This window comes from Halothiobacillus sp. (assembly GCF_028710545.1).
Taxonomy (GTDB): Bacteria; Pseudomonadota; Gammaproteobacteria; order Halothiobacillales; family Halothiobacillaceae; genus Halothiobacillus.
The window spans coordinates 15,387-29,988 of record NZ_JAQTTX010000008.1; the positions used below are offsets into that span (position 1 = coordinate 15,387).

General features: G+C 53.0%; 14 protein-coding genes. 9 read left to right on the plus strand and 5 right to left on the minus strand.

Features of this window, described 5'->3' with window-relative positions; all coding sequences use genetic code 11:
• Positions 1 to 114 precede the first annotated feature (114 nt).
• Positions 115 to 489: a fluoride efflux transporter CrcB gene (gene crcB / locus PHD44_RS02535; protein ID WP_300187759.1), complete on the plus strand. Its 375-nt coding sequence runs from the start codon at positions 115 to 117 to the stop codon at positions 487 to 489.
• A 12-nt stretch (positions 490 to 501) separates the two neighbouring features.
• A complete protein-coding gene (gene queG / locus PHD44_RS02540; RefSeq protein ID WP_300187761.1) occupies positions 502 to 1,587 on the plus strand; it encodes a tRNA epoxyqueuosine(34) reductase QueG in 1,086 nt (361 codons plus the stop codon).
• Here the strand turns inward: queG and PHD44_RS02545 are convergent.
• Genes PHD44_RS02545 through rdgC form a run of 3 tightly spaced genes read right to left on the minus strand, consistent with a single transcriptional unit; the run spans position 1,566 to position 5,293 of the window.
• A complete protein-coding gene (locus PHD44_RS02545) occupies positions 1,566 to 2,957 on the minus strand; it encodes a hypothetical protein (RefSeq protein ID WP_300187763.1) in 1,392 nt (463 codons plus the stop codon). The genes queG and PHD44_RS02545 overlap by 22 nt on opposite strands.
• A gap of 13 nt (positions 2,958 to 2,970) precedes the next feature.
• On the minus strand, positions 2,971 to 4,347 hold the full coding sequence (gene purB / locus PHD44_RS02550) for an adenylosuccinate lyase (RefSeq protein ID WP_300187765.1): 1,377 nt from the start codon (positions 4,345 to 4,347) through the stop codon (positions 2,971 to 2,973).
• Positions 4,348 to 4,396: 49 nt separating this feature from the next.
• Positions 4,397 to 5,293 (minus strand): recombination-associated protein RdgC, encoded by an 897-nt coding sequence (gene rdgC, locus PHD44_RS02555; protein WP_300187767.1) that lies wholly within the window; start codon positions 5,291 to 5,293, stop codon positions 4,397 to 4,399.
• A 315-nt stretch (positions 5,294 to 5,608) separates the two neighbouring features.
• Here rdgC and pepN point away from each other — a divergent pair, with 315 nt between their 5' ends.
• Genes pepN through PHD44_RS02575 form a run of 4 tightly spaced genes read left to right on the plus strand, consistent with a single transcriptional unit; the run spans position 5,609 to position 11,040 of the window.
• A complete protein-coding gene (gene pepN / locus PHD44_RS02560) occupies positions 5,609 to 8,248 on the plus strand; it encodes an aminopeptidase N (protein ID WP_300187769.1) in 2,640 nt (879 codons plus the stop codon).
• A 53-nt stretch (positions 8,249 to 8,301) separates the two neighbouring features.
• Positions 8,302 to 9,153, plus strand: coding sequence for a flagellar motor stator protein MotA (gene motA / locus PHD44_RS02565; RefSeq protein ID WP_300187771.1), 852 nt, complete (start codon positions 8,302 to 8,304; stop codon positions 9,151 to 9,153).
• Between the two features lie 39 nt (positions 9,154 to 9,192).
• The gene (gene motB / locus PHD44_RS02570; RefSeq protein WP_300187772.1) at positions 9,193 to 10,269 is read left to right on the plus strand and encodes a flagellar motor protein MotB; all 1,077 of its coding nucleotides are present in this window, start codon (positions 9,193 to 9,195) and stop codon (positions 10,267 to 10,269) included.
• Positions 10,270 to 10,278: 9 nt separating this feature from the next.
• A complete protein-coding gene (locus PHD44_RS02575) occupies positions 10,279 to 11,040 on the plus strand; it encodes a methyltransferase domain-containing protein (RefSeq protein ID WP_300187774.1) in 762 nt (253 codons plus the stop codon).
• Between the two features lie 150 nt (positions 11,041 to 11,190).
• Here PHD44_RS02575 and PHD44_RS02580 read toward each other — a convergent pair whose 3' ends face one another.
• A complete protein-coding gene (locus PHD44_RS02580) occupies positions 11,191 to 11,487 on the minus strand; it encodes an RNA-binding protein (RefSeq protein ID WP_012823910.1) in 297 nt (98 codons plus the stop codon).
• A gap of 254 nt (positions 11,488 to 11,741) precedes the next feature.
• Positions 11,742 to 12,632, minus strand: coding sequence for an ATP-binding protein (locus PHD44_RS02585; RefSeq protein ID WP_300187776.1), 891 nt, complete (start codon positions 12,630 to 12,632; stop codon positions 11,742 to 11,744).
• Positions 12,633 to 12,791: 159 nt separating this feature from the next.
• On the opposite strand from PHD44_RS02585, the gene PHD44_RS02590 reads away from it, so the two are divergent.
• From PHD44_RS02590 to PHD44_RS02600, 3 genes are all read left to right on the plus strand, one after another.
• Positions 12,792 to 13,271: a co-chaperone YbbN gene (locus tag PHD44_RS02590; protein ID WP_300187778.1), complete on the plus strand. Its 480-nt coding sequence runs from the start codon at positions 12,792 to 12,794 to the stop codon at positions 13,269 to 13,271.
• Between the two features lie 82 nt (positions 13,272 to 13,353).
• Entirely contained in the window at positions 13,354 to 13,698 is a 345-nt protein-coding gene (locus tag PHD44_RS02595; protein ID WP_300187780.1) for a PepSY domain-containing protein, read from the plus strand.
• Positions 13,699 to 13,764: 66 nt separating this feature from the next.
• Positions 13,765 to 14,547, plus strand: a complete 783-nt coding sequence (locus tag PHD44_RS02600) for a hypothetical protein (protein WP_298219907.1) — start codon at positions 13,765 to 13,767, stop codon at positions 14,545 to 14,547.
• Positions 14,548 to 14,602: the final 55 nt, after the last annotated feature.

A 14,602-nucleotide genomic window follows, 5' to 3' on the forward strand; every position in this document is an offset into this window, starting at 1 on the left:
GGATGATTGTCAATAAAATCAATATATTAGATAATTATGTTATTCTGAAGTAACTTCAGATGTGCAACACAACCGCATGACTGAGTACAGGCTCAGCAGAAAAAAGGGTGAACAATGAGAATTTATTTGTTGATTGCTTTGGCCGGTTCGTTTGGTGCCATGGCGCGTTTTGCGATGATTAACTGGGTAACGCACCATCTTGGGCGGGCATTTCCTTACGGCACGCTTACCGTGAACGTCTTGGGTTCGGCGTTGATGGGCTTTCTGGGGGTGTATTTACTGCAGAAATTTCATATTGCCCCTGAGTATCGTGTCGCGATTTTGACGGGTTTTTTGGGTGCGTTTACCACCATGTCAACTTTCTCGATTGACTCATTAACGCTTATCGAACGAGATCAATGGGTGATGGCGAGTCTCTATATTGTCGTGACCGTGGTTGTCTGCATTGCGGCCGCCCGAGGCGGGATGCTTTTGGCCGAACGCATCTGATGGAGTGGCTCGGTGTTTGATCCGGTTGAACTCAAAGCGCAAATCAAAGATTGGGCCATTGAGTTTGACTTTGATGATCTGCGCGTGACCGATACGGATTTATCCCAGTATGAAGCAGGCTTTATTCAATGGATTGAACAAAATTATCACGGCACGATGGACTATATGGCCAAATACGGTTTAACCCGATTGCGGCCGCATGAATTAGTGCCCAAAACGTTGCGCATTCTTTGCGTGCGCAAAAATTACCTGCCACCCGATGCGCGTGGCCCCCGTGATGTGCTGCATGATTCCGAACTGGGTTATGTTTCCCGTTATGCGCTGGGGCGCGATTATCACAAGGTGTTACGCAAAAATCTGCAACGGCTTGCCGAACGAATCACAGATGCAATCGGCCCGTTCGGTTTTCGTGCTTTTGTGGATTCGGCGCCGGTTTATGAGACAGGTTTAGCCGAAAAAGCCGGTATTGGCTGGAAAGGCAAGCACTCCCTGATTTTAAACCGGCAGGCAGGTTCCTTGTTTTTCCTGGGTGAGTTGTTCATTGACTTCGATTTGCCGCTCGATGAGCCGGTTGAATCCCACTGTGGATCGTGTACCGCCTGCATTACCGTATGCCCGACACAAGCCATCGTCGCTGACGGAGTGGTCGATGCCCGCCGGTGCATCTCCTATCTCACGATTGAATCCAAAGACGACATCCCGCTGGAATTGCGCGCAGCAATGGGGAATCGGATTTACGGCTGTGATGACTGCCAGCTGGTTTGCCCCTGGAATCGATTTGCCCGTGTGGCGGCCGATGCCGACTTTCGTGCGCGCCACGGTCTGGACGCACCGGGTCTGATTGAATTGTTTCTGTGGGATGAGCCGACCTTTTTACGCAAAACCGAAGGCATGGCGATTCGTCGGATCGGCTGGCAGCGCTGGTTGCGTAATGTGGCCGTGGCCCTGGGGAATCTGTTGCGTAACCAACCGGACAATACACCGGCCGTAGAGGCGTTGCAGGCACGATACAGGCAGGTGAGTGATCAACTGGATCGGCACATCCAATGGGCATTGACCCAGCGGAAAGGATTGCCTCAAAACCGCCAGAATGTCTGAATATGCGCCATCAATGCGCGAATTGGCGCGATATCCTGTTCTGATCGTGTGTCGATTACAATCAGGACAAATGGCTCGTTTTTGATGCTCAAAGACTGCAGGAAGCAATCCTTTTCAATCAACATGTGGCCGTTCACATCAAGCAGAGGCTTTAACTTGTAACGGTTTTCCCTCGAAATAACCAAACCTTTCATCCCGGTCATTAGTCGCGCAAGCAGTGGGTTTTCTGCCAGAGTGACTTCTTTGGGTATGGCTGAACCCGACACCCGTTTGTTGACATTGACCTGAAGATCGAGAGCAGAAGGCGTTCTGCTGAGAATGATGAATTCAACCAGTTTCAAATCCTCGATCAAGCACGACATGAGTGACTTGATCAGGTTGTTCGGCGTGAGTGCCTGCGATGTTGCACGGCGTGAGAAGTTAAGCAGAGCTTGTTCTTGTGTGTTTGGTTGCAGTCCGTATTGCGCGGGTAGCGGCCAGTGCGTTGGTACCGAAGCACTATCGATCAACAGTGCTGCGGTGCTGTAAAAGCCCATGGGCTCGAATTCACGTGCGGTTTGCACCGCAACTTGATGAATTAATTGATCAGTGGCGGCACAGTCACGTTTCAGTAAATCGGAAATTTCCTTTTGTGTTGCAATGATTTGCGGGTGATACCAACCCATCTCGCTGAAAAAGCTGATGCGTCTGGCCAAAAGTACGATGGTTTGATGTTGACGCGCGAGAATGGGTGTGGAGGCTTCATCCTCAAATAACTGTGTAGGCAAGTAATAGAAATCGTTGAGTGATTTTTCTAATAAATTCAGTGTAATGCCTTCGGTTTGCAAAGCAGACTTAATGGCGTGCCCCAGTGTGCTGATCTTGTTGTCCCGAACCTGAGTCAAGGCCAGGCGCATCAATTCAGGAGCGTCACGCCACAAAGCCAATTCAATAAAATTATGGAGCAGGGTGGCAACCACCACGATTTCGTAGCTGGTGTCACGCAGTTCGACCAACCAGCTTTCTGCGTGGCGCGCGGCATGCAGACTACGTGCAACGGCGACGAGATAACCTGCCAATTGCAGTTCGTCCGTAATGGTTTCTTCAAGGATGGGTAATTTGGGAATCTGTTGCCGGCTCCACGTGTCACCCAGCAAAGACAATGCATGATCCAGACTGTGCGGCGCATCACGTTGCTTTGCCCGTTGTACCCGGGCGGCAGACCCCATGACAAAACCACAGGCACCTGGGTCGCGTCGCAGCCACCCCACCAACTCGCCCTGATCGATTTCATCCCGTTGCAGCAACGCCGTCAACTGTCGATGCACTTCAGCGCGCACGGGTAGTGGTGTCTGTTGGAGATGGGCGATCCAGTCGGCGGGTAGCGTCATGGCGGCGTATCAGTTAGATCTTCACAGCCATTTCGGCCGCGTTGCCCGTGTAGTCGGCCGGTGTCATGGCAATCAGCCGTTCCTTTGCTTCATCCGGGATGCCGTCCAGTTGCTGGATGAATACCCGCATGGCTTTGGCATCGACGGTTTGCCCGCGGGTGAGCGCTTTTAGTTGTTCGTAAGGATTTTCCATGCCGTAGCGTCGCATGACCGTCTGAATGGCTTCGCCCAGAATGACCCAGTTCTGATCCAGTTCGGCCCGCAGGCGTGCCTCGTCGACTTCCAGTTTGCCCAGCCCCTTGAGCAATGAACGGTAGGCAATCAGGCTGTGGGCCAGGCCGACACCGAGCGTGCGCAGCACGGTGGAATCGGTCAGGTCACGTTGCCAGCGACTGATGGGCAGTTTCTGCGCCAAATGCGTGAGCAGGGCGTTCGCGACACCCAGGTTACCTTCAGCATTTTCAAAATCGATCGGATTGACCTTGTGCGGCATCGTGGAGGAACCGATTTCGCCAGCCACCACCCGTTGTTTGAAATGCCCAAGGGCAATCGATCCCCAGATATCGCGCGCAAAGTCGATCAAGATGGTGTTGAAGCGCGCGATGGCGTCAAACAGCTCGGCAATGTAGTCGTGCGGTTCGATCTGGATGGTGTACGGGTTCGGTGTCAACCCCAGCGAACGGATAAAGTGTTCGGAGAACGCAGGCCAGTCGACTTCGGGGTAAGCGGCCAGATGCGCGTTGAAATTGCCCACCGCGCCGTTGATCTTGCCAAAGAGTTGGATGGTTTCGACTTGCTCGCGCTGACGCATCAGCCGTGCCAGTACGTTGGCGATTTCCTTGCCGATGGTGCTGGGTGAGGCGGGTTGGCCATGTGTGCGGGACAGCAGCGGAATGCGCGCCCAGGCATGGGCCTTGGCGCGCAGGTCGGCGATGATTTCATCCATGACCGGCAACAGAACTTCGCTGCGCGCGCCCTTGAGCATCAGCCCGTAGGCGAGGTTATTGATATCCTCGGACGTGCAGGCAAAGTGGAAGAACTCGCTCAAGTCGCGCAATTCGGCAAAATCGGCCACCTGTTCTTTGAGAAAGTACTCGACGGCTTTGACATCGTGGTTGGTGGTGCGTTCGATGGTTTTGACGCGTTCGGCATCCGCGATGGAGAACTGCTCTGCGATTTCATCGAGGTGTTGACGCGCCGCCTGCGAGAGTGTGGGGACCTCGCTGATACCGGGGTGGGCGCTCAAGGCCTTGAACCATTCGATTTCGACAAGGACGCGGTACTTGATCAGGGCAAATTCACTGAAAAAGGCTCGTAATGGCTCGGTTTGGCGGGCATATCGGCCATCGACGGGGCTGATGGCGGTGAGCGTGGCTTCAGGCGTGGTCATTGGGTCTTCCTGTTCTGTGCGCAATAATTGTTCATTATTTATTGGTTTGTTATTTCGTGTTTGAATCTGTGTCGTCTTTCAGCACATTCGCCAGATCCTGAATCAGTTGACGCAGCGCGCCCACCATCAGGCGTTGATCGGCATCGAGTTGCTGGTCGGCATCGTCAATCATTTCCCCTGAGTCATCTGTATCCAGAAGTTCAGTCGGCTTGATTTTCGCCAGACCGCCATCGGCACGCAAGGTAAACCGGATTTGCTCGCGCCAGATCAACTCAAGTTGATCGACTTTCATGCCTTCGTGCAAATGAGCGACGACGTGCGGATCCGGCAGTGCCAGTTTCGCTACGGTCACGCTGCCACCTTCCCGCAAATCGACCAGCTTGGCACCTTCACCAATTTCAAATCCGGTGGGCGGCGTACCAAGCAGCCATGAGGCCAGATGGGCGGAAATATCCTGCGTGCCGAACAAAGGCACCATGCGCCATTGACCGATCTGTTCGCGCAGTTGGTTGCAGGTTTGTTCGATCTTGGTTGCCGTGAGTGTATCGAACCACACCTGCTGGTTCTTGCTATCAATGATGGTTTGAGTGTTCGATTGCCGGGGGAAGGCCTGAGGGAGCAGTTCCAGCAAAACGGCATCACGCATGGCAATCTTTTCCGCTTTGCTGGGCTCACCGGTGGTGCCCGCCCGGGCGAGCAGCCGTTGATCAGCCTCGTCACGGACGACGGAAGAAGGCACGCTGCGCTCTTCACGCTGCAACACGATGCGCGCGGCACCATCGGTCTCGTGTACATACTGTTCGCCAATGGCAGTTAGCCAGCCGACCGATTCGGCCTGTTGCGGTCGTGTCGGGGAGAAGGGGTGTTCTTTCAATGCGGTATTCAGGGTAGAAAAGTCCGGGCATTCGGATTCGAGACGGTAGACAGATAATTGACGAAAAAACATGATTTCCTCCACAAACGAGCCGTCATTATGCCGCAAGGAATGCATCAGTGCTTTGATCAAACACCGGTCGGGTCGCCAAGGGCCCAACTGAAGCCTTGCGCCACTTGCGAATGGCGACGGCCATTCCCTGCGTGCCGCGCCTTGCATTTGCACCCATGGCGATCCCGCAGAGGCGCTATCGATTCGTGCAGAGGCTCCCTAGGCTGTTTATTGCGTTTATACTCTTCCTCGATACTTGGTTGCCATGCAATACGCACAGCGTTTTTTGCTCATGATCAAGCGTTTTTTTGAATTCAATCAGAACGAGAATTATTTATGTCCACCGCTGAACAGAGCGCCGTTGAAATTCGCCTTGAAGACTACACCCCGCCGGATTTTTTGATTGATACGGTCGACCTGACCTTTGATCTGGCGCCCAGCCAGACTCATGTGCGTTCACAGATGAAGATTCGCCGCAATGGGGACCATGATCGTGCGTTGGTGCTCAATGGTGAACATATGACCCTGCTGAACGTGCAGGTTGATGGACGCGCGCTGACGGAAAATCAATATGTCTTGACCGAGACGAGGCTCACCATCCCCGATGTGCCGGATGAAGCTCATGTTGTGATCGAAAACCGGATTGATCCTGCTTCCAATACCGCTCTGGAGGGGCTGTATCAATCGGCCGGGAATTTCTGCACCCAATGCGAGCCGGAAGGTTTTCGTCGAATCACCTATTTTATCGATCGGCCGGATGTGCTTTCCCGCTACACCGTGACCTTGATTGCCGAAGCCGATCTTTATCCTGTCCTGTTGTCGAACGGCAACCCTGTCGCTGCCGAAAAATGCGCGGATGGCAAGCACATGGCTCGCTGGGTGGATCCGCATCCCAAGCCCTCGTATCTGTTCGCGCTGGTGGCCGGTAACTTGACACGAATCACGGACGAATTCGTCACTCTGTCGGGCAAAACCGTTGAACTGGGCATCTATGTCGAAGCGCATAATGCCGACCGCTGCGACCACGCCATGGCGTCGCTCAAGCATGCGATGCGTTGGGATGAGCAGGTTTATGGTCGCGAATACGATCTGGATGTCTTCAATATCGTGGCCGTTGACGACTTCAATATGGGCGCGATGGAAAACAAGGGATTGAATATCTTCAACTCGCGTTACGTTCTGGCCAAGCCGGATACCGCCACCGATGGCGATTACGCCGGTATCGAATCGGTGGTGGCGCACGAATATTTCCATAACTGGTCGGGTAATCGCGTGACCTGTCGGGACTGGTTTCAGCTTTCACTCAAGGAAGGCTTCACCGTATTCCGCGATCAGGAGTTTTCTGCCGATATGGGATCGCGCGCCGTCAAGCGTATCGCCGATGTCAATTTACTGCGGCAAGTCCAGTTCGCCGAAGATGCGGGCCCGCAGGCGCATCCGGTACAGCCCAAGGCCTATCGTGAAATCAACAATTTCTATACTTCGACTGTATACAACAAGGGCGCGGAAGTGGTGCGGATGCTGCGCAATTTGCTGGGTGCAGAAACCTTCCGTCAGGGTACGGATCTGTATTTCGATCGTTTTGACGGTCAGGCGGTCACCATCGAGGATTTTGTTTCCTGCATGGCCGAAGTCAGTGATCTCGATCTGACCGAATTCCGCCAGTGGTACGACGTGGCGGGTACGCCAAAGCTGCTTGTGCGCGATGAATATCTCGAAGGTCAATACATTCTGAGTATCGAGCAGGTGGTGCCAGAGTCCGCCAATGGGCATCCCTACATGTTGCCCTTTGGTTTTGCCTTGTTTGACGAAGCGGGGGAGCCCGTATTGCTCGATGGCAAGGCTGAGCACATCCTGATTGTGGAACAATCATCACAGTCATGGATGTTTTCGATCGAGAAAAAAGACGCCGATTTGCTTGTACCTTCACTCAATCGTGGCTTCACCGCGCCGGTGGATGTTCAGTACGATTACTCCGATGAGGCGCTTGGCCTGCTGAGCCGTGCCGATACCGATGCTTTCAACCGCTGGGATGCCTTCCAGCGGCGTATCCAGCGGTGCCTGGTGAGTCGCATCAAGGTGGCAATGGATGTCGGTTTGGTCGGTGAGGATGCCTTGCCCGAAGATCTCTCGAAGGCGTTCGGGCAGTTGCTGCTTGAGGCGGAACAGGATCCGATGTTCGTGGCTGAGTGCATCGCATTACCCAGCGAGAATTACCTGGCTGATCAGTTCGAGCACGACACGCCCGTCGAATGGATACACCATGAGCGGGTGCGGCTGCGTCAGCAACTGGCTGCGGAATGGGAGTTGACTTTGCAGTTGATTTATCAGAGCCACGCTCAGGAAGGCCCGTACCGCTTCGAATCCCGTGCCGCGGGACAGCGTCAGTTGCGCCGACAGGTTTTATCCTATCTGTGCAGTCTGAATCGCCCGGCCTGGACACAATTGGCTAAAGAACAGTTCGATCGTGCCGATAACATGACCGAATCCTTCAATGCATTGATTGCATTGAGTGTGAGTGATTCTGCGGAGTTTGATCACGTGTTGACCGCGTTCGAGGCGCGTTGGCGACATGATCCGCTGGTCATGGATAAATGGTTCGCACTACAGGCGCAACGCAGTGATGCGGGCGCATTGGCACGGGTACAGGATCTTATGGCACACCCGACGTTCTCCATCAAGAATCCAAATCGTGTTCGTGCCCTGATTGGTAGTTTTGCGCGAACCAATCCGTTGCGTTTCCACGATCGTAGCGGCTCGGGTTATCAATGGGTGGCAGATCGCATCATCGAGCTCGATGCCATGAATCCGCAGATTGCCGCGCGCATGGCTTCGGTATTCAATACCTGGAAGCGATTTGACGGGAATCGTGCGGCGTTGATGTGTGCGGCATTGAGAAAAATCCATGATCGACCTGAATGTTCAGCGGATCTGGCGGAAATTACCGGAAAAGCTTTGGGGCATTCATTCGATTGATGAATAATAGCGGCAAGGGTTACAGGCGATTGCCCGAATAAAATAGGACAAGCATGAACGTTATTATCGGATGGGTTTTACTGTTTGGCTCGGTCATCGGTGGGTTTCTTATAGCCGGCGGGCACCTTATTGTTCTGTTCCAGCCCGTCGAATATCTGATCATCATCGGGGCCGCGTTGGCTGCCTTCGTGGGAGGGAACTCCGGCAAGACAATTAAGGCCACCCTCGGCGGGTTTGGTACGGCCATCAAGGGTTCAAAATACAAAAAAGCCCTATATATGGAGACGCTTGCCCTGCTGTATCACATCTTCACTCGAGCGCGAAAAGAAGGCTTGATGGCCATTGAGGAAGACATCGAGGATCCGCAGAACAGTGCCCTGTTCAAGGAAGCCCCCAGCGTACTGGCCGATCACCATGCATTGGATTTCATTACCGATTACTTGCGCCTGATGGTGTCGAGCACCCTGGATGTTCACCAGATCGATAACCTCATGGATATCGATATTGACACACACCATCAAGAAGCTTCTCTGCCCGGCACGAATATTGCGAAAATTGCCGATGGTCTGCCTGCATTCGGTATCGTTGCCGCGGTTTTGGGTGTTGTGCACACCATGGAATCGGTAGCTGAGCCGCCGGCCATCTTGGGTGGCTTGATAGCGGCGGCGCTGGTGGGTACGTTCCTCGGTATCCTCATTTCCTACGGCTTGGTGGGCCCGGTTGCGGCCAATCTGGAGCACAAGGTCAACGACTCCACCAAGTACTACCAGAGCATCAAGGCGGCAATGATTGCCTTCATGAATGGTTACCCACCTCAGGTTGCCGCCGAATTCGGCCGCAAGGTGCTGTTCTCTTCCGATCGCCCCGGCTTCCAGGAGCTCGAAGAGTTCCTCAAGAAAAAATAATCAACCGATGCCCGCGCATTTCTCTTCGAGAGCATTCTGATGGCCGAACAGCCGGATCAATCCAAACCGATCATCATCAAGAAGGTGAACAAAGGTCACGGCGGCCATCATGGTGGTGCGTGGAAAATCGCCTATGCCGACTTCGTGACTGCGATGATGGCGTTCTTCCTGTTGATGTGGCTGCTGGGTTCGGTTGGTGAGGTCAAGCTCAAAGGCATCGCGGATTACTTCAATAATCCGGTCAAAGTTACCTTGGAGGGTGGCCCCAGCGCCGGTATGTCGGTCAGTCTGATCAATGCCGGTGGCGAGGATCTGACGCGCAAAGAAGGGCAGGTTCGCAATGGTAGCGAGCCCCCGGCGAAGATCGAGACCGATCTGAAGAAGATGACCGAGGAAGAGGCACGTAAGAAAATTCAGGAAGAAGACAAGAAGCGGATCGAAAATCTGAAAAAGGAGCTTGAGTCCCTGATCAATGTCGATCCGGCCCTCAAGGCTTATAAAGATCAGATCAAGCTGGATATGACGCGGGATGGTTTGCGCATCCAGATCATCGATCAGGCCAATCGCCCCATGTTCAAGATCAGCTCATCCCGTCTTGAACCCTATGCTGCCGAGATTCTGAAAAAACTGGCACCGGTCATCAACAAGTTGCCGAATCGTCTGAGTATCACCGGTCATACCGATTCACTTCCCTACAATGGCATAGATCGCACCAACTGGGAGCTTTCGGCGGATCGTGCCAATGCCGCGCGGCGTGAGTTGGTCCAGGATGGTTACGATGAGTCGAAATTGTTGCGCGTGGTCGGCATGGCGGCCGCCTTGCCGTTTATTCCATCGGATCCTGCCGATCCACGTAATCGACGGATCTCGATCATCGTCATGAATGACAGTGCTGCTGAACGTGTTCTGCACCCCATGGATTTCGGCGCGGATAAAACAACTGATAAAGCAAAATCCAATACAAGCTCGACGTCAGCACCCACCGATAATGCTCAAACCCCGGCAGCGCCGACAACCAGCGCGCCTGAAACGACTATCGAGGGAATAACGGGCACGATCACCAATCCCGGCATTGTGCCCCCAGCGCCCACTCAGCCTGCACCAGCAAAACCATAATCCGTCCTGATGCCTCGCTTACTCGGCTTTGTCCTCGCCTTGATTGTATTGAGCCTTGGCGTCGCCATGACCGCCGGTCTGCTGTATTTACTTCGTGATAGCGGTTTACCGCATCTGCCTTTGTGGTTGGCTGCCATCGTGGCCGGCTTGCTGGCGATGAGTTTCGGGTGGCGGCTTCTTCCCTCCTGGTGGCGTCCTGTATTGCTGGTAATGCCACTGGCCGCATTGCTTTCTTTGACGATTAATCCAGTGTGGTTTCTCATTGCCGCTGTGATTTTGATGGCCTTGCAGTGGAATGCCATTTTCAATCGAATTCCACTCTATCGTTCCGATGCCATGGTCAGCCGTGTTCTTGCCGATTTCATGCGGGAGGAAAAGCACCACTCGCTGCTGGATATCGGGTGTGGTGATGGTCGTTTATTGCTTCGATTGTCACAAGCGCTTCCCGAGGCTCAATTCGTCGGGATTGAAAGTGCGCCGGTGTTGTATCTGATTGCACGCTGGCGCTGCCGCAAGCAAAGCAATTGCACGATTCATTTTGGCGATTTCTGGCAAATGGATTGGTCGCCGTACGATGTGGTATTCGCTTTCCTGTCTCCGGAACCCATGCTTCAGGTCTGGAGAAAGTCAGGGCGTGAGATGAAGGCCAATGCCGTGTTGCTCAGCTTGGCATTTCCGGTGCCGGGAATAGAGGAGAGCCGTCTCGTACCCGCGCAACATTTTGATATGTATCTATATCATCTGCCGGTTTTGTCAGATTCTGACCGTTGACTGGCGTGGTCAGGCTATGTTTTTTATAAATTGCAGACGAAAAAAAAGACTCTTGCGAGCCTTCTGTAAATTCTGATCTACACCAGAGCCAAAGGCTTAAAGCCGTTGGCCCATACTGTATCTAAGCGTATTACCTAAGAGGTTTTTGGCTTAGTGGCGTGAACGGAATTCACCACGATCGCCGCCGCGATCATTGGTACGCTCGCGAGGACGGGCTTCGTTGACACGAATGTTACGACCGTTCAGGTCGGTGTTGTCCAACTGCTCGATGGCAGTCATGCCAGCAGCTTTGTCTGCCATTTCAACAAACGCGAAACCCTTGGAGCGACCTGTCGCCATGTCCTGGATTACTTTGGCGGATTTAACTTCGCCGAAAGCTTCGAACGCAGAACGAACGTCTGCATCGCCAGATTGATAGGACAGGTTGCCAACATAGATATTAATCATCGGAAAAAATACTCTCGTACACGTGCTATCGTTTCAACCAAAGGGTTTGTATAGCACTAAAACGCACCCTTCAGGTGTTTATGGTCGGGCAACAAAAACTTGCGCCTTGGTAAACACAACACTGACATTAAAGCAAAAGACATCAATTACAAGCAGTTTTTCATCCTGAGGCTTGAAATAAGCAGAAGGTGTTGTTAATTGGATAACTTTTGTTTCATTCTTTTGTCATCAAAAACGGGTTTGTCTGTTCGTTCTCAAATGTCTGCCAGGTTTTCTGCGAGCCAGTAACGCACAAACTGGTGCGCAACCCGTCCACTTCGTGACCCACGCAAGCGCGCGAACATGAGCGCTTCTTTCTGCCAACGCGCTTCATCGCGGATTTTGTCTGTCTGTTCGGGTGTGTCTCCCTCAACGGTTTGAATTTTCGCCCGCACGATATCCAGATATTGATCCTGGTTGAATGGATGGAATGCCAGCCACAAACCGAACCGTTCGGATAACGAGACTTTTTCGTCGATCGCATCGCCTTCGTGTAACTCGCCTTCAACCACTTGTGCGGCCAGATTGTCCTGCATGGATTCTGGAAGCAGGTGCCTGCGATTGGAACTGGCGTAGACCAGCACGTTATCGGGTGGCGCCATCAGAGAACCGTCCAGCAACGCTTTCAAACCCTTGTAACTGGCATCGTTTGCCTCAAACGACAAATCATCGATGAACAGAATGTATTTTCGGTCCTGATTGCCCAGAATCTGAATCAGATCACCCAGAGCAGCCAAGCCTTCCCGATCCAGCTCGATCATGCCCAGTTCTTTCCCCCCGTGACGGGTGAGGGTTGCGCGTATGATCGAACTCTTGCCAGTACCCCGAGCACCCCAAAGGAGCACGTGATTGGCGGGTTTGCCACTCAGAAACAGGTGTGTATTTCGTTCAATTTGTCCAAGCTGTTTTTCTCGATGGAGAAGATCTTCAACCGGGATCAGCGCAGGATGGTGAATGACTTTGAATCCCGTTTCCGGGTGCCATCGCTGGGCCAATGCGCGAGGATCCGGTTTTTCCCTGAAGCCCTGTTTACGCCCGGTTTCCAGTTGTGATAGCAGTTCAATCAGGCCGGCGATGAATGATTTGGGAGATTTGTTAAAACGCATGTCATGCCTCTTGGCGGATAGCGGGGTTTTAAACGAGACCGAGGCCGCTGTATTTGGTTCTGTATTATTCTACGATCTCGCTGCGCGCATAGGCAGTCTCCTGCCCGAGAATTGTCCGCTGCGAGCAAAACTTATTTAATTACACACGGATTTAAGCCCATGCCCGATATGACCGTCCCCGCTGTTTTGTTTGCCTTGGTGCTCCTGATCCTGTTGGGGCAGTGGTTGGTGGTGCGGCGAGCGAAATCAATGCAGGGCCAAGCGGTGCCTGATGAGTTGCTGCGTGCCTGTCAGTCCGCGCAAATGGCTGACCATTCGGCGCATCCGTTTGAAGATCGGTCGGGTATGAATGTTCTGGTGGCTTTCGACGCGCCAAATTGCGGTGCGTGTCGCAAAATGGCTCCGGTTCTGGACACGACTGCCAAACGATACCCGGACAGGGTTTTTCGCTTATCGGTGATGGAACATAGAGCGCTGGCACAAACGCTGCGCATCATGGGAACGCCGACGATCCTGCTGGTTCGAAATGGCCAGATAGTTGAGGTATTTGTCGGCATTACGCCCTTGTCTCGTTTATTGCAGCGCCTTGAACACGCGTGGCCCGAGATTATGCCCGTGGATATTTCTCCTGCTTCGTAGTGGGATGTCGAAGTCACTAATTCTCAGCTAATTCTCGACCGCTATCTTTGTCCCTGTGCAATGTCTGCACGATTACAGAGGGATGAATATCATGAAACGTAAAACTTATCTGGCCGCGCTGGTGGCTCTTTCTGCTCTTGCCGTTGGTGGCGCTTATGCATCTTCTCAGCACGAAGGTAACGATGCCCTGGCTATTTCTCAGGCGAAGATTGGTCTTGCAGATGCCGTGACCGCAGCGGAACAGCATGTCGGTGGTAAGGCTTCAAAAGCCGAGTATGAATCATTCCAAGGACAGCGGGTTTTTGATGTGGAAGTGGTCAAGGGGCAGGCAGTCTCAGATGTCAAGGTAGATGCGAATGACGGTAAGGTGATTTCGGTCACAGCCGATCAGGCCGATCATGATGACTCGGGTGATCGTGCGGACTGATCCACGATCCCTGTCGGGCGCCGTGATGTTAGTTGCGGCGCCGTTTCCAATTTTGGGAGAAGCTCAATGAATGACGCTCAACTGACCGATGCAAAGACACTGTTCAATAAAGTGCCCGAAGTCATCGCACTTTTCTGGGTTATCAAGATTCTCGCTACTACAGTGGGCGAGACAGCGGCTGATTTCCTCAATATCAATCTGAATGTCGGGCTGACAGGCACGGCGATTGTGATGACGGGCTTGCTCGCTGGTTTCCTGTTCGCACAAGTTAAAACAAAACGTTACACGCCTTGGCTCTATTGGTTAACAGTCGTGCTAATCAGTATCGTCGGTACATTGATTACCGATATTCTGACCGATCAGCTCGGCGTTCCACTTGAGGCCAGCACGCTCGCTTTCTCTGTTGCCTTGGCTGTGACGTTTGCGGTCTGGTATGCCAGGGAGAAAACACTGTCGATCCATCGTATCGATACGCGTGGGCGGGAGCTCTACTATTGGCTCGCGATTCTTTTCACGTTCGCGCTTGGTACGGCTGCCGGTGATCTGGTGGCCGAACGGATGACAATGGGTTATGCCTACTCGGCATTGATGTTCGGCGGGATGATTGCCGTTGTGACTTTCGCGTTTTTCGTGTTCAAGTTGAATGCAGTCCTTGCTTTCTGGATTGCCTATATCCTGACACGTCCTCTGGGCGCTTCACTTGGCGATTTCCTGTCGCAACCGGTTGCTGTGGGCGGGCTTGGCTTGGGCACGGTTCAAACCAGTCTTCTGTTTTTTGTGGCCATTTCAAGCCTGGTGGTTTATCTCAGCCTGACCCGTAAAGATGTGATAAAAGCTGAAATCGAGTAAAGGCCATCTCGAAAAGAGTTCGAGGCAGCAGTAGTTCAGTTTTCCGAGAAGCTAA